Genomic DNA, 20,796 nt, shown 5'->3' with positions numbered 1-20,796 from the left:
CACCGACCGTCGGCAGCCTCGTACCGGAGGCGTTTGTGCCGACGGTCGGATTCGCCATTCGACCGCACGACCGCGACGCCTCGCGGCTCGCCGGTCCTCATATCTTGGAACCGTGCATCGCGGATTACCTGTGCGCCTGCGGCATTCGTTGTCACAGCATCGGCCGGGTGAACAGTGCCGAAGACGCGTGGGCCACACTGGCAGCGACAGCCGATGCACCGATCGTGATCGTGATCGGTGCGAGTGCGGCTTCGCGAGCTACTCGACGGATCGGGCGCCACCGTCGTCGTCGATGGTGTGAACATGCAGCTGGGCGGCCGGCAGCTCCTGACCGTCCTCGCCGACGGCCGAGTCCTCCTCGCGCTCCCCGAGGACGCGTTCGACGCTGTGGTGGCGTTGATGATCACCGGACGACTCCTGGTCGACGCGCTGACCGAGCGCGCTCGGAGACGGCCGATGCTGGGCAGGCCGGCAGAGCTCCGCTCGCACCACAGCACGACCGACGTGGTGCCGGTGAAGCAGGTCGACGGACCGCTGTGGCACTCCACCGCCGTCGCCGCGTCACCCCGGCTCTCCGATCTGCTCGACGCCACTGCCCTGGCTCTCGTGTCCCCCGCGAGCGAGCCTCACGCGCTGGCCGAGTTGATCCTGCTACCCCAATAGCCCGTCCAGGCAGCGGACTGGAACCGAGGTGACAATGTTCGCAGTTGAAGTACGATCAGCGTTGTTATGCCGCATCCCAGATGTGATCTCACAAGGATCACCGCATCTGCGGAGAGTGGACTGTAACCGGCGGGCGGATCCGATGTGACCACCCAGAAACAGCGACTGCCTGCCGTGCTGAATCTGCGACCGTCGCCCGGCCGGATCGGGTGCAGCCCGACCGAGACGGGCCAGACCCCCCTGTTGTAACCGGAACCGCTGAAAGTTGATGAAGTTGAAGATGACTCGCATGGTCTGTGGCGTTGCGATGGCCGCCACCGTGGCGCTGGCCACGGTCGGCTGCGGAAACGACACCACGACCGAACCCGCATCGGCGGACAAGGTCACCGGGACCGTCACCGTTTTCGCCGCTGCCTCGCTGACCGAGACGTTCACCGAACTGGGTAAGCAGTTCGAGGCAGCGCATCCCGGAGTGAAGGTGGTCTACAACTTCGGCGCCAGCTCGGCGCTGGCCGAACAGATCAAGCAGGGCGCGCCCGCGGATGTGTTCGCTTCGGCGGCACCCAAGAACATGCAACAGGTCGTCGACGCCGGGGAGATCACGGCGAAACCGGTGACGTTCGTGCGCAACCGTCTCGAGATCGCGGTGCCCGCCGGGAATCCGGGCCACATCACCGGTCTGGCGGACTTCGGCAAGACCGAGCCGAAGATCGCACTGTGCGCTGAGCAGGTGCCCTGTGGTGCCGCGGCGAAGACAGTGTTCGAGGTTGCCGGGGTGACCCCGCAGCCCGATACACGTGAATCCGATGTGAAGGCCGTGTTGACGAAGGTGACCTTGGGCGAGGTAGATGCTGCCCTGGTCTACCGGACCGATGTGCATGCCGCCGGTGCGAAAGTCGATGGCATCGACTTCCCGGAATCGGCCAAGGCTGTCAACGACTACCCGCTGGCACCGCTGACCAAGGCCCCGAACTCCGCGGCCGCCGCGGCTTTCGTCGAGTTCATCGGCTCGGACAAGGCGCGTGCGGTCTTCACCGAGGCCGGATTCGACAAGCCGTAGCCACATAGCCCTGCGGCATTGCGCTATTTGGATTCCAGCCGTCCCAGCGGGTGGGGTGCGCCGAGCAGGGGCTGAGCTGTGGTCCAGTCGCTGTGGTCGATGCCGGTGACGTGGCGCAGGTAGGCGAGGGTGACCTGTTGGACGAGCGCGACCCGGTCGGGGCTCTCGTCGGTGGTCTCGGTGACATGCTCACCGGAGATGCCACCGAGGAAGTGCTGGCCGCCGAAGACGGTGAGCAGGCTCTTGTTCCCTCGGCTCAGTGTGTAGGGATCGGTTGTCCACGCGGGTCCGCGGGTGGACAGGGGGAGGTTGTCGTCGTCGCCGGCGACCACTAGACCGGGGGCGGTGATGCGGGAGAAGTCCTGTGCGCGGAGCCAGGGCAGGTGCTCGTGAGCGAAGGGTGTGAGTTCGGCACCGCCGTGTCCTGCGGTGGCCAGCTGGATACTGGCCATGATTCGAGGGTCGGACAGGTCCTCTGCACTGCCGGTCTGTGGATCGGTGACGCGCAACCCCACCAGGATTCCCGCGGTCTGCCCGCCGAAGGAATGCCCTGCTGCGACGATCCGGTCGTGGTCGACCCGGCCTCGCAACCCGGGCACTGCTGCTTCCAGCGCACCGAGGTCGTCGAGAATTCGTTTCATGTCCTGCACGCGGTAGCGCCACAGTTGTCGCTTGCGTGGGTCGTTCTCAGCGAGGGTGATCCGCGTCGAGTCCAGGTGCGTGGCTTGGACCACGACGAAGCCATGGGAGCTCCAGTGATCGACCAGCGGCGCGTAACTGTCGAGGCTCGAGCCGAATCCGTGAGCGAACAGGATGATGGGCAGATCCGCGCCGGTGACTGGTGCGGAGATTCGTACCTGCAGGTCCTCGCCGCGGCCGGGTGAGGGCAATGTCAGTGGTTTGACTGTGACGACCGGTGTCGGGGTGGGGTCAATAGGACCCATTGTGGGGTGAGTGAACATGCGGGAGTACACCTTTCGGGCGTGATTCTGTGCGCCTCGTGACGGGTTGAGGCTCGAGGGGTTGGGCGCGCGGTGGCCCTACTGTGAGGACTTGCCTGGATGAGGGGCGCATCGACTACGCTAAAACCTGACGTAGGTGTCAAGGGCAAGTAGTTGCGGCACGGATCACTCGAAGGTTCGAATGCGTATCGGAGAACTCGCTCGCCGGACCGGAGTGTCTGCCCGCGCCCTGCGGTATTACGAACAGCAGAACCTGCTCCAGGCCGAACGGAGCCCCAGCGGCCAGCGTCACTTCCCCGAAACTGCTGTTGACCAGGTACTTCTGATCCAGCGATTGTATGCGGCGGGGCTGTCCAGCCGAACCATCGGCGAGCTCACCCCACACCTCGTGGACGGCCGAGCCACCCCAGCGCTCCTCGACCGTCTGGGTGTGGAGCGCGATCACCTGCGGCAGAACATAGCCGAATTGGCCCGCACTCAACTACGCCTGGATTCGGTGATTGCCGCTGTCTCGGCCAACGTGAACACCGGTGAGTTGTGCAGCCGGGATACCCACGCATAGCCGTGGATCCGGCCTGGTGGTGTCCATGGGCTCGACTGGCTGATCCGCTGTCAGTCGGTGCGGAGTCGGGCGTGCAGGTGCATGTCGTGGCGGCCGTCGCTGTGGCGGCCGGCTCCGCGCAGTGTGCCCTCGAACGGGAATCCGCATTTGGCCGCGACCCGGCACGATGACGGATTGTGGACCGAGTGGGTGAGCTCGATCCGGTCGAATCCGATGTCGTGGAAAGCCCAGCGGGTCAACATATTTGCGGCGCGAGGCGCGATAGAGCGCCCCCGCCGGGCAGGCAGGGTCCAGTAGGCGAGCTCGGTGACACCCTCGGTGAGGTCCGACCGCCTCAGCCCGATGCGTCCGGCGACTTCTCCGTCGCTGTCGACCGCCCACTGGCCGTTGCCGGTGGACCAGGCCGCGCGCCACCGCAGGATCCATTCGTGAACCTGCTCGACGGACTCGGCGGTCCGAACGTGCCAATGGCGGATCGCGGGGTCTTGGAATGCTTCATAGACGGTGGGTGCGTCGGCTGCGGTCCAAGGGCGCAACGTCAGGCCGTCGGCAGCGGTGAGTGTGGGCTGGTCGATGGTGAACGTGTCGGGATCGACCACTGTCGACATCAACTCGGGCATTCCCGCATTGTCCGCCCCGCAAGAAGGGTACGACTCCATTTCGCCATGCTGACGGTTGGAGAGAGGTGCTAACGTCAGCATTGTGGAGATTCCCGAGTTTCCGATCCTGGGTACAGAGCCGCTGTCGGTGGAGTTCGCGAACACGATCTACGGCTCCGGTGCTGCACGGACCGACTACTTCCAGACGCCAGAGCTGATCGCCCTGTGGTTCGCGGAGATGGTCGGATCGGATGCTGGGGCGCCGCTGCCGCCGCCTGTCGACCAACAGGTCCGAGCGTTGCGTGATGCTGTGCGGGAGCTTCTCTACGCGGTGGCCGACGGGCGGATGCCACAGGCCGGTGCGGTCGAGATCGTCAACGAATTCTCCGGTAGAGCACCCAGTTTCCCTGTTCTGACATGGTCTGCAGGGGAACGCCCGACGACGCACCGGCAGTTCGCGACGACAGGAGTCGATGAGATCCTCGCCCGGATCGCGACGGAGTGTGTCGAGTTGATCGCCGGGTCGGACACCGTCACGGTGCGACCGTGCCCCGCCCCGGATTGCACGATGCTCTTCGTCAAGAACCACTCGCGGCGGCGCTGGTGCCATCCCTCGTGCGGGCATCGGGACCGCCAGGCTCGGTACTACCGCCGCCATCACCCCACGGAGGCCACTCGATGATCAGCTGGCGTCGCATCACAGAGGCCGATTTCCCGCTCTTGTCGAAGTGGTTGGCCGAACCGCACGTGGCCGAGTGGTGGCATCACGACAGTTCCTCCGAGGGCGTCGCCCGCGATTTCGGCCCGAGTGCCACCGGCGAGGAACCCGGCGAGGCCCTGCTCATGTATCTCGACGGACGCGCCGTCGGCCTGATGCAGCGCTCATGCCTCGACGACTACCCCGAATACGCTGCCGAGCTGGCAGCGCATACCGGGCTCCCCGGAGCAGCCGTCACCATCGACTATCTCATCGGCGATCCGCACGACATCGGCGTGGGAATCGGCTCGCGGATGATTCGACACACGATCGAAGCGACCTGGACCGACTATCCGGACACACCGGCGATCATCGTGGCCGTCTCGGCGGCCAACCTCGCCTCGTGGCGAGTGCTGGAGAAGGCGGGAATGCATCGCATCGCCGAAGGCGAGATGGAGCCGGACAACCCCGCCCACGACCGGGCGCACTACATCTACCGGCTCGACCGCCCACCGATATCAGTGCCGTGACTCTCGGCCTACGATGCGCCACCGGTCAGCTGGCCCAGGACAATCGCGACTGCCTGCTGACCGTGGCGAGCGCCGTGGCAGGGTCGTCGGTGCCCACAGCGCCGCGTCGATAGCGGCGGCAGGGGCTTCCTGCCTGGCGATCTCGATGGAAACATATACCGCACCTTGGGTTTTGGTGCGACGTCAACGGCACGGTGTCGGTGATCATCGCCGTACCGGCCACCATGCCAGCCACTTCTCAACGAAGTCTTCTGGCTCAAGTCGAACGAAGTCCTCGGCGAGATCGAAGCGGACACACTCATCGTGCACGGCAATGCCGACACATTGGTCCCGATCGAAGGGTCCCGCGCCGCCGTCGCCCAGTTCACCGCGCCCGTTGAGCTGGTCGAAATCGACGGATCTCAACATGGATTCGCTGTCCACGACGATCCGCGATACCTCAACCCGAAAAGCCAGGAGTTCCAGGCTGAAGTGATCCGGATCGTCGCGGACTGGCTGACAAGTCAGCCGGACACTTCCACAGCTTCGCGGAGCTGCCGCACGCCCGGCCGGTGATCCCACGGGAAAGCGACCGCAAGACGTCCACCACGACCTTATCGTTCGCTCCGGCCGGGTCTCGAGCCCTACGGTGACCGCCTTGGTTGTGACGGCGGCAGCTTCGTCCGGTTCACCGCTCAGTGCCAGCGCTTTGGCCTGTGGAGGGCTGAAGAAGTCGACGTTCGACAATCCGGGCTCCTTTGTGCGCCAGGCCCATTCTCGGATTCGACACCTGGAGGGCCAATGGCGTCGAGCAGTTATCCTTGAGGGCTTGCTACCTGATGCGAAACGCACGATACTGCCGCTGATCGCGGTCGCGAACGTCCGCATCTGTCGGGTCGAGCGTGGTAGACCGAAGTGCGAGAACTATCGGAACCGTCCCACCCGGTACCGGCCGGCCGCAGCGTTAGAGGTTGTCGATCGCCGTACCCAGGTCCTCGCCATAACTTGACCAGCAGAGGATCGGTTCTTCTGGGGCTGCACGTTGGCCCATGTACCACTCGCTGTCATCTATGCAGCGTGCGAGATACAGGCCAGAGAAGTCCAGGATGATGTCGACGTTCAAAGGGGCGCTCTCGTCAGGCCCGTATGGGGCCAGATATACCGGGGTGCTCGGGTCCAGCGACAGCGCCACGTCATCTCTGGCGCGACGCCGCACATCGCTGAGCGTCCAGCCAGTTGGAAGCGTTGTGTTGTCGTGGAAGTCCTTCGTGCCCATCGTGAACATCCTGTCATGCAGGCGTAGCTCGTTCGGTTCGGAACGGTCGCAGACGGTCGTCCAGCAGGGACGTCAGTTTGCCAGTCGTGCAAGGGCTCATCCAATGCCCGCGCCTCGGGCATCGAGTACCACTTACATAGGTGTTGCCGGACCACCTTGATTCGGTCCGAAGTCGTTGCGGGCCCAGTGTTCGCCGATCCCGTCCAACGCGTCCTCGAGGAAGCAACAAGGCTTGCTCGGGCATCTTCTCCAACACACACGCAGTCGCAGTATCGGCAAGATAAACCGATCGTTGTTTCACCGATTCCGCGGGAAGTTCGTCGAGGATTCGCTGCAGCATCCGGGATGGGACTTATGCAGCCTCCGGTTAGTCACGCCTCCATCGGCCGTCGTGCGGCTCCTGATTGCGCCACCAGATGCCATCATGGGGCTCCCACGAGGACATCTCTGATCGTTGAACGATCCCGAATTCATCGACGGCCAGCCGGAACCGCCGAGGTCGGGCAGACGCCGATATCAGGAGCCATGCAATCGCCCAGATGCCACACGTTGACGCGGTAAGTAACAGGTGCAGGACGTGATTGACCGGCGCTGCCTTGACGAGCTGGGCAGACGACTGATCCATCTGGAGGATCTGGGCGCCGTGAGAGACCTCGGCATTGACTGCCATACCGAGCATCTGCTGTCGCTGCTCCGGACTGACCGGTTGCATCCAATTTCTCCGTTCGAGCCCAACACAACAGTAGATCTGGGCAGCTTGTCCGCCATGGATTCAATCACGTGAATAGCGGTTACGGAGGGTCATCGCGGTTGCCGCACGGTGCCGGTGAGCGGGTTTACGTTGGGCGAGTGTCGGTACCCCCTCTGATCTCACCGCAGGCTGAGACATCGGGATCAACGCGTACGAGGTGGTTGGCGACGTCTACACCCATTGAGGTTGCTACGCAGGTCACGGAATCAGCCGGTAGGCCCTGGCCAGTCCGCCCGTCGGCACCCGCCTGGGACCGGTAACGAGCACCCGCGGCGATTGAGTGCGCACTGCGGGAGATAACACGGTCTGCAAGAATCCGTCAGCATGGGTGAGACACAGGCGGGACTCGTTGTCTGGGATGTCGACGGAACACTGATCCCCGCGGACTTGCGCTGGCTCCGGCGGGCCGTGGCCGGCACATACCACCTCGAGGAGTCCGACGTCGTCTTCCCCGCTTCGCGCGTGCACGGCTACACCGATGAATCGATCGTCGTCGACACCGCGATCGCCTCCGGGGTCACGGAAGAGGCGGCAGAAGAAGGATTCAGCCGCTACCCCGCCGTCCTGATGGAGGTCATGTCGCACGGTGAGGCCGAACTTGCCCGTGACCAGCCCGCGTATTCCGGTGCTGCTCGCACCATCACAGCCTTGGCGGAACACGGGTACGTCCAGACCGCGCTCACCGGAAACCTGCGGGTCTCAGCCGAATTCAAACTTGCGGTTGCGGGCCTTGACTCACACCTCGACCTGGATATCGGCGCTTTCGGCTCGGATGCGCGCGACAGGTTCGACTTGCCCGCCTTCGTTGCCGACCGATTCCGAGCAAGGTTCGGGTACCCGCTCGACCCGACACGAACAGTCATCATCGGCGACGCACCGAACGACATCGCGACCGCTCGCCACGCGGGATTCGGTGTTGTCGCCGTAGCGCACAGACTGACATCCGAAGAGCTGTCAGAGCATTCACCCGATGCGATTGTCGACCGGCTGGAGCCGGACACGGTCTTGCAGGCGATCCGCGCGACCATAGGCTCGATCAGTAGCCGTTGATGCTGTCGACCCGTTCACGCATCGCGAGGACGGGCCGCTCATCGTGCCAAGGCGCCATCCGTTCGATAGCCCTTTGCGCGCGTTCGAGTCCGCGATGATTGCCCATGGTCGCCAGCGCGATGTAGGTATCGCCGAGAATTCGGCAGCCCTCTTCCAGTTCGCCGGACAGCGCGTAGGCGCTGGCGAGGTCTACCCGCGCGGCGAGATCGACGTTGGGGCTGTCCCCTTGGGGCGTGTTCAACGCTTCGGCGAGCGCCGCAATCGCGCGCTTCGGTTGGCCGAGGAGGAGCTGGCACGTGCCGATATAGACCTGAATGCGGGTGGTGTTCCAGTCGCTGAACAACCCCGCACGATCGTTCTCATCGATGTCCTCGGCAGCACGCTGGGCACGAACCAGCGCCTCCTCGCATTCCTCCCTCAGTTCCAGCACCGCATAGGCCTGCGCCTGCTCAGCGCCGATCCGCGCTCGCGCGGCGGGTGGAAGAAAATCGGAGACGTTGGCGGCCTCCTTCAGGATCCGAAGCCCGACAACCACATCGCCATCCGAGCTGATCAACGTTGCAGCATCGGACCGCAGGTTGCTCTCGAATATGCGCGCGATCCCACCCATCGTCTTGTCTTGCAACTGGTCTGCGAGCTTTCGGGCGAATGCGCAATGTGTGAGTGCCATCGACCTGTCACCAATGGCGCTCCACACCCGGCTTGCCACAACCGATGTTTCGCCTAGAAGTGCCCCCGCGCGCTGCTTGCTGCGATCGTCGGTCGCAGCGCGGAACAGGGCGGCCACCGCGTCTCGATGAGCTTCGATCGGTCCGATGAGAGCATCAGGGGCGATGCTTTGACGCTGGCCGGCCAATAGGTCGGTGACTGCCGCGAAGCTGCCGATGGACCTCTCCGATGCAGCGCGTGATCGCATCAGTGATGTGGCCGAACCGGAATCGAGCGCTCGGTCCGATCCCAACTCGGTAGAAACGAGGACGGGCAATCCGGCCGATCCGGTATGCGGCTCGGCCACCACCGGATTCGAACGTTGACGGGATAGGTGTCTCGTGTCTTTCGCTTCGGCACGGATGGCAACTAGGTCACCTTTCGCGTCGACTGCGGTGTCAATCGCGGCGATCAGTTCTCGAGACGGCAGATTGGCGTCTTCCCATTCCGTCATCGAGACGTACTGACGTGTGTAGCCGGTCGCGGCGGCCAGTCCGCGCTGGCTGAAGCCCGCATCAAGGCGTCGGCGTTTGATTTCCCGCGCAAGGTGGTTCGCGATGTCGCCCGGCGTCCGCTCGGGTTCGGTCGTCGGATCTGTCATGAGTGCCCCTCCACTTGCGGGTCGGTTCGGGCCTACCGCACAGGTATGGCAAATCGCTTGCCCCACTATTTGCCACCTTTCCGACCAGTGTAGGTAGCCCGTTTCCTAGATGTGGGTAACGGGACGACCCGGCCCGGATCGAGCGGAGACCCAACGATGGCAACTACTGTCCGACGCGGCGTTCCCACAGCGGACGCGGCATCAGCGCGCCCCAGTGATGAGACTCCCATGAGACCGACCGAGGACCGGAAAGGCGAGGCTGCCGTCGCCGAGCAATCCCCGCCAGATCACCGAGTCAACCGACGTGGCCCGATGACGACCACGCTGGACACCGACGTCCTCGCCATCCTCAAACCCGGCGGACTGCTCACCGCTGACACGATCGCTCGCAATCTGGATGTACCGCCGTGGCGTGTGGTGCGCGCCCTGCATGTGTTGCGCCGCAACGGCGATGCCTTCCAGAACAGGCAGGCCGAGTGGCAGATTACGGCGGGGCAGCATCGCCCCGAAAGGCAGAGCGCGCGATGAGCTACCTCACCCCTGTCACGCCCGCGCTTCGGCCATCGCTCAACGAACTCGTCGGCATGCTCGAGGCGATGCGCGAAGCCGGTTGGCTCACGAGCGCACCCGCTTCATCCACGCTCGACGTAGCCAGCCCACGTGCCCCCATGACCGGGTTACCCAGGGAGAGTGGATGACTCAGACCAGCCCACTCGTCTGCGCCGAAACCCCACGATCACGCTGTGAGTTCTGGGTATCTCCGGCCGTCAGCAAGTTTCGGCCATCGGGGGCTGTCGTTCTCGAGTGCGCCCGAGATTGCCTACCCAGGCCGAGCCCCCGATGAACTACGGCGGTCGCTCACCGTGTCCCGATGAACCCGATGTTCACCTCACGGTCCAGTTCTCTTGTGTTCGAATGGAGTTCGTCGCGTGCCTGACCGCCGCATTGGTGTTCGTCTGTGATGTGACGGCTCGTCGCCCCGGCACAGTCGCCGTCGATTCCCGGCACTGTGCGGGGCTTCCGCGACTGCCGAACGAACGCTTGTACCTGCTGCCCTGACCCTGATCCGGCGATACCACCGCATCTCGACCTCGCCGAGTACCCGCTTCCGAGTCCACCACGCAGCGGGATGATCCAGTGACCCGGGAACCGCTCTGAACCGATATCCCCTGCAAGGGAACCGAATCCACCTCCGCGCCGTCTAAGCCGCTGAAGGGACTTCCACGCCGAAGGCGCGGAAGAACGTTGGGAGAAACAATGCACATCATGAAATGGGCCGCGACTGCCGTCATCGCGGCGGCAGGGGCCATAGTTGTCATGGGCGCGCCCGTCCAGGCAAGTCCATGGACAGGCGGTACGAGCACATCGTCGGTGTCGAACATGCGCGAGGACCTGTCGTTCATCGCGCTCTGCAACAGCGTGGCCAGCTTCACCAAGCACGGCCGCCAGCAAGCGCAATCACGAGGCATATCCGAAGACATGATGGACCAAGCCATCGCCCAGGCCAACCGCACCGGCAAGAGGTACAAGCGCAAAGGCGAGGACACGATCAAGTACGTCGGGGACAAAGTATGGGTTGTCTTGAACGCAAATTGCGGCGTCGTGTCGACAGGATGGAACTAACCAACAGTGCAACCAACCCGGCAGGAGACGTACTCGTGCGGATGACCTACGACGCGGAAGCGAACGCCGCGATGATCTACCTCAAGGGCCGTATCGAACCAGGGGAAGCTGTGCGGCAGCACACCATCACTCTGGAAACGGCCGACATCGTCCTGGACTTCAGTACCGATGATCTATTGCTCGGAATCGAGATCATCGGCGCACGAGCAATCATCCCCGCCGAGGCACTCGCCGCAGCCGAACAGCTCGGCTGAATCGCGCGCTCGACCGCCGCGATCAAGCGGAGATCGCGGCATTCCGCCGAACCTTAGATCCGGTGCTCCGCAACAATGTTCGACAATAGCGATACGACAGCGGTCGACGTCGAGACCGTCCTCGACCGACCCGCACCCGTGGTGGTGTCGTTCGGGGTGGCGCACTTGCCAGCGCTTTCACGCGGTCCTCTCGAGCTGCTCGCTGGATCGTTCGATTCTGTTGCACCACAACAGAAGTCACAACCTCCGATGCCAGACGCGGCAGGAGCCTGCACTGACCACCACCGACCCGTCCGCACTGATCGACCCGTACCGGACCACCCCCGCACGCCTCCACAACGCGATCCTCGGCGGGAAGGACCATTACACCGCCGACAACGCGCTAGCCACCACCCTGGCAACGAACACGATCACGCCTGCGATCACCGAATCGCACCGTTTCGCCTTGCGTGCGGTCGAGTACCTGATCGACCGTCACGGCGTGTCGCAGTTCGTCGACATCGGGTGCGGGTACCCGCACGCCCCGAACATCCACGACATCGCCGGACGCCGGAGCGGCACCACCCGGACCCTCTATATCGACAACGACCCCGTCGTCGCCACGTATGGTCGTGCCCTGCTGACCGGACCGAACCGGTTCTTCACCGATACCGACGTGACCGACACTGCGACCGTCCTCGCCGATATCACCGCCGTGATGGACACGGCCAGGCCGATCGCGGTGTGCGTGTCGGGTACCGCGGAACTGATCATCGATGCCCCGGCCGTGGTCGCGGCGTTGACCGACCGACTCCCGGCAGGGGCCTGGGTGGTGTTCACCCACATCACCGACGAGGTGTACGGCGACGAGATCCATTCTGCCGTCCGAACTTTGCGCGGTGCGGGGATCAATTACCACCCGCGCGGGCGCGAAGAGATCACGGCCATGCTCGCGGGGTACCGACTCGTCACGCCGGGCCTGGTCGCCCCACACCGGTGGCCGCTCGTCCCCAGTGACGGTGACGGGGTACGTGCACTTTTCGCTATGCCACGCCACCGTGCGGCGTGGGATCTGAGTGCTTACGCCGCCGTGGGCAAACTCCACTGATGACGAACTGCATTCACCATCTCGGGCCTCGCTCCGAACGAGACCTGGCCTGCCTTCGTGGGGCCAGGGCTTGCGGCCATTGGGGGTGGGTTGTGCCATGAACGAGCGCCGAAACGCGTACCTCATCTGCGAAAGCGCGATTGCTACCCAGCGACTATCCGCTTATATCTAGGTGCGCGTACCTCTGGTGGTCCGGGATACTAGGAATGTGGTCCCAAGTATCGAGGAAGAGCAGAAGCACATAACCCTACTGTGTTCGGTGAATCGCGCCATGTCAGGCAACCTTCCATCCGTTGTCAGGGCTGTGTTCTGCAAGGACGAAAGCTCGCGCGTCTTCCTTCGGTTCGTAGTTGACGGCGAGACTTCAGATGACGATTGGGACTCGGTCTCGTGTATCGGAGCCGAAGTCATCGCGGACTTTTCGGCTCCCTACATGATCGAGGAAAGCATCGAGCGTCTTGACGTACCCGCGCATGTAGCGCTGCCACAGGGATGGCTGCTTGCTTTCCGGCGCAACGAGCCTGGCGCTGAAGCCGTCGACGTCCGCTGATGACACCGAGCAGACAGCATCAGGGACGTACTCAGCTCCTTCGCAACAGGGTGAATTCGATCGGCAGACCGAATAGGCGTCAGGCGGGTCGCTCGGCGGCGAGGAAAGGCAACATGAGACTGAGCAGTTCCTGCGGCCGGTCCAACGGGATGATGTGACCGCAATCCGGAATGACGTGTCCTGTGAGGTCCTCGGCGATGGGGCGTAGCTGCCGCTCCAGCGCGTCGCCGACCGGGTGGGCGCCGATCGCCAGGGTGGGTGTGGTGAGCCGGTCGGTCGCCACGGCGTGATCTATCTGGTTGGCGCTGGTCGGCAGTGCGCGGTAATAGGAGAAGGCGCAGCGTAGGGCGTCATCTCCGGTGTAGGCGTCGATGAACGCGTCGTGGATATCTACCCGCACGCCCCTGCCGCGGGTGCCAGTGGTGAGAAACCACTCGATATACCGCGCCTCGTGGCCGAGCAGGACCGTTTCGGCGAGACCGGGGACGGCATGGAATCCGAACCACCACGGCGGACCCGCGACGAGGAAGTCCTCGGCGCCGGGGAGCGTGCCCAGCAGCGCTTCCATGACCACCAGCCGCCGTACCCGGTCGGGGTGCCGAAGGGCGAGCAGGACCGCGACCGGGGTACCGGCATCGATCGCGACGACGGCCGCGGTGGGTTCGCCGAGGGCATCGAGGATCCCGGCGATATCGGTGGCCAGCGTGCCGACGTCGTAGCCGTCCGACGCACGGCTGGTGGCGCCGAACCCGCGTAGGTCCGGGGCTATCACCCGGTACTGCGCGGACAACGGGCCGATGATCTCGCTCCACAATCGCCAGGTGTGCGGAAAGCCGTGCAGCAGAACGACCGCGGGGCCGGAGCCGGCAATGGCGACATTGGCGCGGATGCCGTTGGTCTCGATCTGGCGCAGCTCGATAGACGCGGCATGGAGCGGCGGCGTGCGGGGCATGAGACCTCCAGGTAGTTACTATTGGTTACCAGGAAACGGTAGGTAATCTCCGTTAGGCTGCCAAGACGGCACGTTGACTACAGGTGGTGAGGTCCAGGTGACTACTCGATCAGCGCACGCGAAGGCACCGGATCGCGGCGATCTGTTCGATTCCCAATGTCCGACACGTCAGTTGCTGGACCGCATCGGCACAAAATGGACGTCGATGGCGGTCAAGGTCCTCGCACAGGCCGCCCCGGGTGAGGTGCGGTTCGCCGAGCTGCGGCGGCGAATGCCCGGTGTATCCCAGAAGATGCTGTCGGTGACCCTGCACAATCTGACCCGGGACGGTCTCGTCACCCGCCGAGTGGAGCCGACGGTGCCACCACGCGTGCACTACCGGCTCACCGAACTGGGCTTGTCCCTGGAGGTCCCATTGGCGGCGCTGCGCACCTGGGCCGAGGATCATATGGCCGAGATCGACCGCGCCGGGGCCGTCAACGACGCACAAGCCGACCCAACCGCCAAATAGCTTCTCTGTAGCCGCTTATCGCGCGTTCTCGGCGACCGGCACTTGCCCTGTTCGGGGTGGGTTGCACACACAGGGCCACGCGGCCATCGGTCGCGCTACCACCACCCTCACCGCGGGTGCGCTTGTTGCACTCATTGTTCTGAGGAAAGCTATTCCAGTGAGTACATCCCAAGATTTTGCCGCCGAGCTGTACTGAATCTGCCTGTTCTGCACCGTGATCCACAACTCGGCGCTTAGTCAGGCTGTGTACCAGTACCAAAAGAGCCCCGATGGCTCCTGGGGATTTTCCAGCAGTTATCAGTACGCGGGGCGCGCCTAGCGATCGATAGGCAGACGGACCACCGCGAAGTCCTTCTCCGCGGTGGTGTGGGCGTCGAGGAAGTGTCCGTTGTGCTGGTGCTGGATTGTGTGCTCAACTAGCGGACCTCTGACCGGTCGGCCACCGGTGTCGGTAGCAGACCCGCGGTGATGAAACCGTCGATATAGCGCTGTAGGACAGCGGCATCGATCGCCGGACAACGCACACCGGATTGATCCAGTACCGCTCGGGTGCCGGTGTCGTCGACGATCAGGGCGTCGCCGCCGCCGTTGAGGTAGTTGTCGGCGACGAGTGCCGCGCGCATGAGGTCGGCGTGCTGGGCGATCTGCCCGGCGAGGCGCTCGGCGGCGTCGGTCACCGACACCGTTTCGACGGGAAAACCGCTGCGGCGCAGGGTGTTCAGGATGTCGCCGACATTGGTGGGCGCGCTGTTGACCAGATGGTAGATCTCGGTGTTGGGCTGGCGCCCGGTGGCGAGTTCGACCAGTGCGCGGGCCACGTAGTCCACCGGGGCCAAGGTGACGTCGGCGGATTCGATGTCGGGCGCGACTCCGAGATGGGCGGCCGAACGGATGAGCGTCCAGAACGCGTCGTCGGCACTGTTCGCGCCGCTGCTGATCGATCCGGCGACCAGGCCGGGACGGTGCACAGCGACCGGCAACCCGCGTTCGGCTGCCGCGAGAACCAGCTGCTCGGCTACCCATTTGGTGGCCAGATACCCGTTGCGCGGCACCTGATCGGCGGTGATCGCCGTGCGCTCGGTGACGATTCCGGTGTGCCCGACACCGACCGCCGCCGACACAGTGGACACGAAATGCAGCGCCTTCACCCTGGTGTCGACCGCCAGCCGCAGGATCTCGACGGTTCCGGCGATATTGGCCGGACGCAGGGAGGCATAGGATTCCAGATGATTCACGCGGGCGCCGTTGTGGTAGATCACCTCGATCTGCGTGGCCAGTTCGGCCCAGGTATCGGGGGAGAGCCCGAAGCGCGGCGCGGCGAGGTCTCCCGGTACCGGCACGACCCGTTCGGCGAGCCCCTCGGTGCCGAGTCCGTATCGCTGGAGCGTCGTTTCGAGGCGGCGGCGCACATCGTCGGCGTCCTCGGCGCGGACCAGGCACCAGACGCGCGATGCGGTGCGGTCGAGCAGCTCGCGCAGCAGGTGGATGCCGACGAATCCGGTGGCGCCGGTGAGGAGTACCTCGTCCGCCGAGGTCGGGGGTGCCGGGAACGCCTGCGGCACGGTGATCGTGGGATCCAGGCTCGCGTCGGCGATCAGCATGTCGGTCCAGTGGCCGGCCGCCGCCGCGCCCGCCTCGGCCGTCACCGCCGCGGTCACCGCGCGCGGCGTCGGCGCTTCGAAGAGCATGCGAGGGTCGGCATCGATGCCGAGCCGGGTCCGCAGCTCCGACCGGAGTGTGAAGACCAGCAGCGAGGTGCCGCCGAGATCGAAGAAACTCTCGTCGACCGCGACCGAATCCCGTTCCAGCACATCGGCGAACACCTGGGCCACCGCGAGCTCGCGCACAGTCGCCGGCTCGCCGTCACAGGCAGGCGCGCCGGTGGCGCTTTCCCGCGCCGGACGCTCGGGCAGACCGGGTCCGGCCGTGTCGGACAGCTGTGCGACAGTCGCCTCGGGATGCGCGGCGATCGTCGTCAGGATGTCGAGGAACCGCGCCGCGAACCCGGCCACCGTCGCCGCGTCGTAGAGGTCGGTGGCGTAGCGCAGGCTGCCTGTCGATCCGCCGGTGCCCGACTGCTCGCGCAGCGTCAGGGCGAGGTCGAAATGCGTTGTTTCCCAGGGGATCTCGACAGGGGTAGCAGTCAGGCCGCCGAGGTCGAGCGAGGGTGACGCGGGCAGGTTCTCGTAGGAGAACACGGCCTCGAACAGCGGGTGCCTGGTGGTGTCGCGGGGCGGATTCACCGCTTCGACGATGTGATCGAAGGGGACGTCGGCGTTGTCGAGTGCGGTGAGCGCCACCTCCCTGGCGCGCGTCAGCAGGGTGGTGAAGTGTTCCTGCGGATCGAGGGTCAGGCGCAGGGGCAGGGTGTTCACGAACATGCCGACCAAGCGGTCGAGGGCGGGGTGTCCGCGGCCCGCGACGGGGGTCCCGACCGTCACGTCCGCGATCCCGGCCAGGTCGCCGAGCAGCACGGTGAACGCCGCGTAACCGGCCATGAAGGGAGTCGCGTTGTGTCGGCGGGCCAGCTCGGCCAGCGCCGCCCCGATGTCGGCGCCGATCTCGAACTCGACCACCGCGCCGGTGCCGCCCGGCCTGCCGGAGCCGGGAGTGCGGACTCGATCGGTCGGTAGCGGCAGCTGGTCGGGCGCGCCGTTCAGCGTATCCACCCAGTGGGCGAGCTGATGGGCGGCGCGGGAGCTCGGATCGTGGCGATCACCGAGCCGTCGGTGCTGCCACAGCGTGTAATCGGCGTACTGCAGCGGCAGTGGCTCCCACGTCGGCTGCCGTCGGTCCGCCCGCGCGGTGTACGCCGCGGACAGGTCGGCCACGAGCGGACCGTGCGACCAGCCGTCGGCGGCGATGTGATGGGCGACCAGCGCGAGCACATGGTCGTCGGGGCCGAGATTCCACAGCGCCAGCCGGATCGGCGCGTCGGTGGTGACGTCGAAAGGTGCAGCGACTGCCACCGCGAGTTCGGCGTCCAGCTCGGCCCGGTCGAGTGCGCGCGCGGTCAGCGGTGCACCGCCAAGTGCCGCGTCGACGGTCAGGATGCGCACCTGTGGCCCGGTGCTGCCTGCGGGATACACCGTGCGCAGCACCTCGTGCCGGTCCACCACGTCGCGCACCGCGGCATCGAGTGCCGCCACATCGAGAGATCCCGTCAGGCGCAACGCGATCGGCAGGTGGTACGCCGACGAATCCCGGTACAGCTGATTGAGCAGCCACATCCGCAGCTGCGCCGGGGCAGGCGCCAGGTGTTCGGGCCGGGCTTCGGGCACCGGTGCGTCCTCGGCCGGGTTCTCGGGATCGTCGAGTCGCAGCGCCAGTGCCGCGACGGTCGGTGCGTCGAAGACAGCGCGGACACCGATACCGAGGCGCGCCGCGAGCGCGGTCGCGGTGAGTGAGGTCCCGCCGAGTTCGAAGAAGTCGCTCTCGGCACCGGGCACCTCGATCGCGAGGACCTCGGTGAAGGCCGCCGCCACCGTTCGCTCCGAGTCCGTCGAGACGGGCCGGGAACCGTGGTGGCCGAACACCGGCGCGGGCAGGCGACGGGTGTCGAGCTTGCCGTTGGGGGTCAGCGGCAAGGTGTCGAGTACGAGGTAGGCGCTGGGCCGCAGATACGGGGGCAGCTGTTCGGCGACCTGGAGCCGCACCAGCTCCACATCGAGTGGACCGTCCGGCACCAGGTAGGCCACCAGATGGGTGCCCCTGGCATCCTGATGGGCGGTGACGGCGGCCCGGCCGACGCCGGGGAGGCCGGTGAGCGTGGTCTCGATCTCGCCCGGCTCGATGCGGTGACCGCGCACCTTGATCTGGAAGTCGCTGCGGCCGTGGTAGATCAGTTCGGGCTCGGCGTCGGCGGTGAGGGTCACCAGGTCACCGGTGCGGTACACCCGTCCGCCGGGCGGGCCGAACGGGTCGGCGACGAATCTGTCCGCGGTCAACGCGTGCCGTCCGTGGTAGCCGCGGGCCAGGGCCGGGCCGCCGAGGTAGAGCTCGCCGATGACACCGGGCGGGACCGGGCGTAATCGGGCGTCCAGTACCAGTGCGTGGAATCCGCGCAGGGGCGCGCCGATCGTCACCGACCGGTCCGGGGTCAGCTCCGCGATGGTCGCGATATCGGTGGCTTCGGTGGGGCCGTATCCGTTGCGCATCAACCGGGTTCGCGACCAGGCCGATACCAGATCGGGGCGGATCGCCTCCCCGCCGACGCCGAGCACACGCAGGTCGGGCAGTGTCTCGGGGTCGAGGGTGGCCAGCACCGCCGGGGTGATGATGGCGTTGGTCACCCGCTCGCGCCGCATGAGCTCGGCCAGATCGGGCCCGGCCATCACATAGCGCGGGGCCACCACCAGCGTCGCCGCTCCGGCCAGTCCGCACAGGATCTCGCCGACCGCCATGTCGAAACCGGGGGAGGCGTGGTGCAGGGTGCGGGCGCCGGGGCGCAACGCGTAGCGGTCGCGGCGCTCGGCCGCCAGGTTCGCGAGTCCACCGTGGGTCACCAGCACGCCCTTGGGGACGCCGGTGGAACCGGAGGTGTAGATGAGATAGGCGGGGTGCTCGGGCCGGGCGGGGACGGGCTGTCGCGGCTCGGCCTCCGGTGTCGCATCGGGGTCGACGATCGTCCAGTGGACCGAGTCGGGCAGATCCGCCGGGTGCTCGACGCCGGTGACGCCGAGGGTGGCACCGCAGTCGCCGAGGATGTGCGCGATGCGCTCGGCCGGGTAGCCCACGTCGATCGGCACGAAACCCGCCCCGGTCTTGGTGATCGCCCAGATCGCACCGACCGAGGCCGCGGAACGTTCCATGACCATCGCGACCAAGGTCTCGGGGCCGGCACCCGCGGCCTGGAGCGCACCGGCGAGGCGGTCGGTCCACGCATCGAATTCGCGGTAGGTCCAGCGCTTCTCGCCGTAAACGACGGCGATGCCGTCCGGGTCGGTCGCGACGGCGGCGGTGATCAGCTCACTCAGCGTGGCCGGTGCCCCCGCCGTCGGTCCGCGCCAGGGGACGAGCAGGTTCGCCTCGGCGGCGGTGAGGATCGGCAACCGGTCGATCGGCACATCGTCGTCAGCGTCGGCGAGCGCCGTCAGGAATCCGACGAACCGATCCAGATGCGCGGTGACCTCGGCCTCGGTGTAGCGATGGCGGTTGGCTTCGAACTCGACCCGCAACCCGGAATCGGTCACCGGATACACGTTGAGCGCGAGATCCTCGACCGGCCCGGTGGACAGCAGTTCGATGGTGCCGCGTGCCGGGCCGAGTATCAGTTCGGTGTGAAAGTTCATGATGTTGACCGCGGGCCCGAAGCCCAGCGACTCGGCTCGGCGCCCACTGTCGCGGACCATCTCGGCACCGCGATAGCGCTGGTGGCGCAGTGCCCCGCTCAGCTCGGCACGCGCGCGGGCGATGGCGGCGCCGACGGTGGCGCCCGAGCAGTGCAGCGGCACGATATTCGATGTCATGCCGCCGCATTCGCGCAGCGCGGCGACGGTTCGCGCGGTGACCGGCAGGCTCAGGCTGACCGAGTCGGTGTCGGTGAGCCTGCTGAGGAACGCGGCGAACGCCGCGATCAGCACGGGCGCGTTGCCGGGGAAGTCGGCACGCGTGCGCAGGCGCTCGACCAGCGATTCCGGCAGCTCGGCGCGGGCGTGGATCGGGAGCGGATCGGGAGCACCGGGCCGCGTCGCGAGGGTCGTCGGGGCAGGCAGCACGGCAAGCTGCTCGCGCCAGTACTCGCGGTCGGTTCCATACCGCCGCGAGCCCAGGTAGCTCGCCTCCGCGGCGGTGAGCACAGCCGTCGAATCGACTGCGGCCGAAGGTGTTTCGGCCCCCGTCAGCAGAGCCGTGTAGTGGTCGCTCAGCAGGTGCTGCATGCGGACGCCACCGAGGCCGTCGAGCGCCAGGTGATGGGCACGGGTGTAGAGCAGGTGATGGTCCGCGCTCAGCCGCACGACCGTGGTCACGATGGGTGGATCGGTGACCAGGTCGAACGGTGCGCACTGATCGGCCTGCATCCAGGCTCGGGCGGCGGCCTCCGGGTCTGATTCCCCGCTGTAGTCGACGACGGCGATGTGGTCGTCGATGCCGTCGTCGTGCACCTGTCCCGGCTGCCCGTCGATGATGGTGAAACGCACGTAGGCGCCCAGATCACGCGCGGCCAGGTGGGCCGCGCGGCGATATGCCGCGAGGTCGAGCGGTCCGCGCAGGTCGACGTACTGGGCGATGGTGAGCGGCACCGGTCCGAGCAATTGCTGAGCGAACCACACCTCGCGTTGTGCCGCGGTGAGCGGGCGGACAGCAGGGATCGAACCGTGGGAAATCATGGTGCCTCAGAAGCTGGGAGAGAAGAGATGGAAAACAGCGCCCGTGCCGTCG

The 20,796-nt window shown here is 65.9% G+C and carries 20 protein-coding genes; 13 read left to right on the top strand and 7 right to left on the bottom strand.

From position 1 onward, the window contains the following. Positions 1-237 precede the first annotated feature (237 nt). Positions 238-663: a hypothetical protein gene (locus tag ACFWPX_RS02710; protein ID WP_378925334.1), complete on the top strand. Its 426-nt coding sequence runs from the start codon at positions 238-240 to the stop codon at positions 661-663. A gap of 280 nt (positions 664-943) precedes the next feature. Beyond that, complete coding sequence (gene modA / locus ACFWPX_RS02705) at positions 944-1,723, top strand: molybdate ABC transporter substrate-binding protein (RefSeq protein ID WP_378925331.1); 780 nt, start codon at positions 944-946, stop codon at positions 1,721-1,723. Between the two features lie 23 nt (positions 1,724-1,746). Here the strand turns inward: modA and ACFWPX_RS02700 are convergent, their stop codons facing one another. Then, the gene (locus tag ACFWPX_RS02700; protein ID WP_378925329.1) at positions 1,747-2,667 is read right to left on the bottom strand and encodes an alpha/beta hydrolase family protein; all 921 of its coding nucleotides are present in this window, start codon (positions 2,665-2,667) and stop codon (positions 1,747-1,749) included. Positions 2,668-2,866: 199 nt separating this feature from the next. Here ACFWPX_RS02700 and ACFWPX_RS02695 point away from each other — a divergent pair, with 199 nt between their 5' ends. After that, positions 2,867-3,247, top strand: a complete 381-nt coding sequence (locus ACFWPX_RS02695) for a MerR family transcriptional regulator (RefSeq protein ID WP_378914091.1) — start codon at positions 2,867-2,869, stop codon at positions 3,245-3,247. A 50-nt stretch (positions 3,248-3,297) separates the two neighbouring features. On the opposite strand, the gene ACFWPX_RS02690 is transcribed toward ACFWPX_RS02695, so the two are convergent. Continuing rightward, positions 3,298-3,867, bottom strand: a complete 570-nt coding sequence (locus ACFWPX_RS02690) for a GNAT family N-acetyltransferase (RefSeq protein ID WP_378925327.1) — start codon at positions 3,865-3,867, stop codon at positions 3,298-3,300. 82 nt (positions 3,868-3,949) lie between these two features. Between ACFWPX_RS02690 and ACFWPX_RS02685 the strand changes: the two genes are divergently transcribed. Continuing rightward, positions 3,950-4,528: a CGNR zinc finger domain-containing protein gene (locus ACFWPX_RS02685; protein ID WP_378925325.1), complete on the top strand. Its 579-nt coding sequence runs from the start codon at positions 3,950-3,952 to the stop codon at positions 4,526-4,528. After that, positions 4,525-5,073 carry a GNAT family N-acetyltransferase gene (locus ACFWPX_RS02680; RefSeq protein ID WP_378925323.1) on the top strand — a complete coding sequence of 183 codons (549 nt, stop codon included), beginning with the start codon at positions 4,525-4,527 and terminating at the stop codon, positions 5,071-5,073. Before ACFWPX_RS02685 ends, ACFWPX_RS02680 begins: the two co-directional genes overlap by 4 nt. A 204-nt stretch (positions 5,074-5,277) precedes the next feature. On the opposite strand, the gene ACFWPX_RS02675 is transcribed toward ACFWPX_RS02680, so the two are convergent. Together ACFWPX_RS02675 and ACFWPX_RS02670 are read right to left on the bottom strand one after the other, a co-directional pair. Then, positions 5,278-5,799 carry a hypothetical protein gene (locus tag ACFWPX_RS02675; protein ID WP_378925321.1) on the bottom strand — a complete coding sequence of 174 codons (522 nt, stop codon included), beginning with the start codon at positions 5,797-5,799 and terminating at the stop codon, positions 5,278-5,280. A 217-nt stretch (positions 5,800-6,016) separates the two neighbouring features. After that, complete coding sequence (locus ACFWPX_RS02670) at positions 6,017-6,328, bottom strand: hypothetical protein (protein ID WP_378925319.1); 312 nt, start codon at positions 6,326-6,328, stop codon at positions 6,017-6,019. 568 nt (positions 6,329-6,896) lie between these two features. Between ACFWPX_RS02670 and ACFWPX_RS02665 the strand changes: the two genes are divergently transcribed. Continuing rightward, the gene (locus ACFWPX_RS02665; RefSeq protein ID WP_378925317.1) at positions 6,897-7,112 is read left to right on the top strand and encodes a hypothetical protein; all 216 of its coding nucleotides are present in this window, start codon (positions 6,897-6,899) and stop codon (positions 7,110-7,112) included. Between the two features lie 291 nt (positions 7,113-7,403). Continuing rightward, positions 7,404-8,129 carry an HAD family hydrolase gene (locus ACFWPX_RS02660; protein WP_378925315.1) on the top strand — a complete coding sequence of 242 codons (726 nt, stop codon included), beginning with the start codon at positions 7,404-7,406 and terminating at the stop codon, positions 8,127-8,129. On the opposite strand, the gene ACFWPX_RS02655 is transcribed toward ACFWPX_RS02660, so the two are convergent. Then, positions 8,116-9,438: a helix-turn-helix domain-containing protein gene (locus ACFWPX_RS02655; RefSeq protein ID WP_378925313.1), complete on the bottom strand. Its 1,323-nt coding sequence runs from the start codon at positions 9,436-9,438 to the stop codon at positions 8,116-8,118. The genes ACFWPX_RS02660 and ACFWPX_RS02655 overlap by 14 nt on opposite strands. A gap of 312 nt (positions 9,439-9,750) precedes the next feature. Here ACFWPX_RS02655 and ACFWPX_RS02650 point away from each other — a divergent pair, with 312 nt between their 5' ends. The 5 genes from ACFWPX_RS02650 (at position 9,751) to ACFWPX_RS02630 (ending at position 12,952) form a co-directional block, all read left to right on the top strand. Beyond that, positions 9,751-9,966 carry a hypothetical protein gene (locus ACFWPX_RS02650; protein WP_378925310.1) on the top strand — a complete coding sequence of 72 codons (216 nt, stop codon included), beginning with the start codon at positions 9,751-9,753 and terminating at the stop codon, positions 9,964-9,966. A gap of 738 nt (positions 9,967-10,704) precedes the next feature. Then, positions 10,705-11,061 (top strand): hypothetical protein, encoded by a 357-nt coding sequence (locus tag ACFWPX_RS02645; protein WP_378925308.1) that lies wholly within the window; start codon positions 10,705-10,707, stop codon positions 11,059-11,061. Then, positions 11,052-11,315 carry a DUF2283 domain-containing protein gene (locus ACFWPX_RS02640; RefSeq protein ID WP_378925306.1) on the top strand — a complete coding sequence of 88 codons (264 nt, stop codon included), beginning with the start codon at positions 11,052-11,054 and terminating at the stop codon, positions 11,313-11,315. The genes ACFWPX_RS02645 and ACFWPX_RS02640 overlap by 10 nt, the downstream gene beginning before the upstream one ends. 220 nt (positions 11,316-11,535) lie before the next feature. Then, positions 11,536-12,402: an SAM-dependent methyltransferase gene (locus tag ACFWPX_RS02635; protein WP_378925304.1), complete on the top strand. Its 867-nt coding sequence runs from the start codon at positions 11,536-11,538 to the stop codon at positions 12,400-12,402. A gap of 271 nt (positions 12,403-12,673) precedes the next feature. Further along, the gene (locus ACFWPX_RS02630) at positions 12,674-12,952 is read left to right on the top strand and encodes a hypothetical protein (RefSeq protein WP_378925302.1); all 279 of its coding nucleotides are present in this window, start codon (positions 12,674-12,676) and stop codon (positions 12,950-12,952) included. Between the two features lie 79 nt (positions 12,953-13,031). On the opposite strand, the gene ACFWPX_RS02625 is transcribed toward ACFWPX_RS02630, so the two are convergent. Continuing rightward, a complete protein-coding gene (locus ACFWPX_RS02625) occupies positions 13,032-13,904 on the bottom strand; it encodes an alpha/beta fold hydrolase (protein WP_378925300.1) in 873 nt (290 codons plus the stop codon). 97 nt (positions 13,905-14,001) lie between these two features. Between ACFWPX_RS02625 and ACFWPX_RS02620 the strand changes: the two genes are divergently transcribed. Continuing rightward, entirely contained in the window at positions 14,002-14,415 is a 414-nt protein-coding gene (locus ACFWPX_RS02620) for a winged helix-turn-helix transcriptional regulator (RefSeq protein ID WP_378925298.1), read from the top strand. Between the two features lie 416 nt (positions 14,416-14,831). Here ACFWPX_RS02620 and ACFWPX_RS02615 read toward each other — a convergent pair whose 3' ends face one another. Then, on the bottom strand, positions 14,832-20,744 hold the full coding sequence (locus ACFWPX_RS02615) for an amino acid adenylation domain-containing protein (protein ID WP_378925296.1): 5,913 nt from the start codon (positions 20,742-20,744) through the stop codon (positions 14,832-14,834). Positions 20,745-20,796 lie beyond the last annotated feature (52 nt).

It is taken from the genome of Nocardia sp. NPDC058518 (assembly GCF_042719655.1).
Classification (GTDB): domain Bacteria; phylum Actinomycetota; class Actinomycetes; order Mycobacteriales; family Mycobacteriaceae; genus Nocardia.
This window is presented reverse-complemented; position numbering and strand designations above follow the sequence as displayed.

Excerpts from the sequence above, each read along its gene's own strand:
- modA (WP_378925331.1), top strand. The coding sequence starts at position 944 with ATGACTCGCATGGTCTGTGGCGTTGCGATGGCCGCCACCGTGGCGCTG.
- ACFWPX_RS02700 (WP_378925329.1), bottom strand. The coding sequence starts at position 2,667 with ATGGGTCCTATTGACCCCACCCCGACACCGGTCGTCACAGTCAAACCA.
- ACFWPX_RS02695 (WP_378914091.1), top strand. The coding sequence starts at position 2,867 with ATGCGTATCGGAGAACTCGCTCGCCGGACCGGAGTGTCTGCCCGCGCC.
- ACFWPX_RS02690 (WP_378925327.1), bottom strand. The coding sequence starts at position 3,867 with ATGCCCGAGTTGATGTCGACAGTGGTCGATCCCGACACGTTCACCATC.
- ACFWPX_RS02680 (WP_378925323.1), top strand. The coding sequence starts at position 4,525 with ATGATCAGCTGGCGTCGCATCACAGAGGCCGATTTCCCGCTCTTGTCG.
- ACFWPX_RS02670 (WP_378925319.1), bottom strand. The coding sequence starts at position 6,328 with ATGGGCACGAAGGACTTCCACGACAACACAACGCTTCCAACTGGCTGG.
- ACFWPX_RS02660 (WP_378925315.1), top strand. The coding sequence starts at position 7,404 with ATGGGTGAGACACAGGCGGGACTCGTTGTCTGGGATGTCGACGGAACA.
- ACFWPX_RS02655 (WP_378925313.1), bottom strand. The coding sequence starts at position 9,438 with ATGACAGATCCGACGACCGAACCCGAGCGGACGCCGGGCGACATCGCG.
- ACFWPX_RS02650 (WP_378925310.1), top strand. The coding sequence starts at position 9,751 with ATGACGACCACGCTGGACACCGACGTCCTCGCCATCCTCAAACCCGGC.
- ACFWPX_RS02645 (WP_378925308.1), top strand. The coding sequence starts at position 10,705 with ATGAAATGGGCCGCGACTGCCGTCATCGCGGCGGCAGGGGCCATAGTT.
- ACFWPX_RS02640 (WP_378925306.1), top strand. The coding sequence starts at position 11,052 with ATGGAACTAACCAACAGTGCAACCAACCCGGCAGGAGACGTACTCGTG.
- ACFWPX_RS02630 (WP_378925302.1), top strand. The coding sequence starts at position 12,674 with ATGTCAGGCAACCTTCCATCCGTTGTCAGGGCTGTGTTCTGCAAGGAC.
- ACFWPX_RS02625 (WP_378925300.1), bottom strand. The coding sequence starts at position 13,904 with ATGCCCCGCACGCCGCCGCTCCATGCCGCGTCTATCGAGCTGCGCCAG.
- ACFWPX_RS02615 (WP_378925296.1), bottom strand. The coding sequence starts at position 20,744 with ATGATTTCCCACGGTTCGATCCCTGCTGTCCGCCCGCTCACCGCGGCA.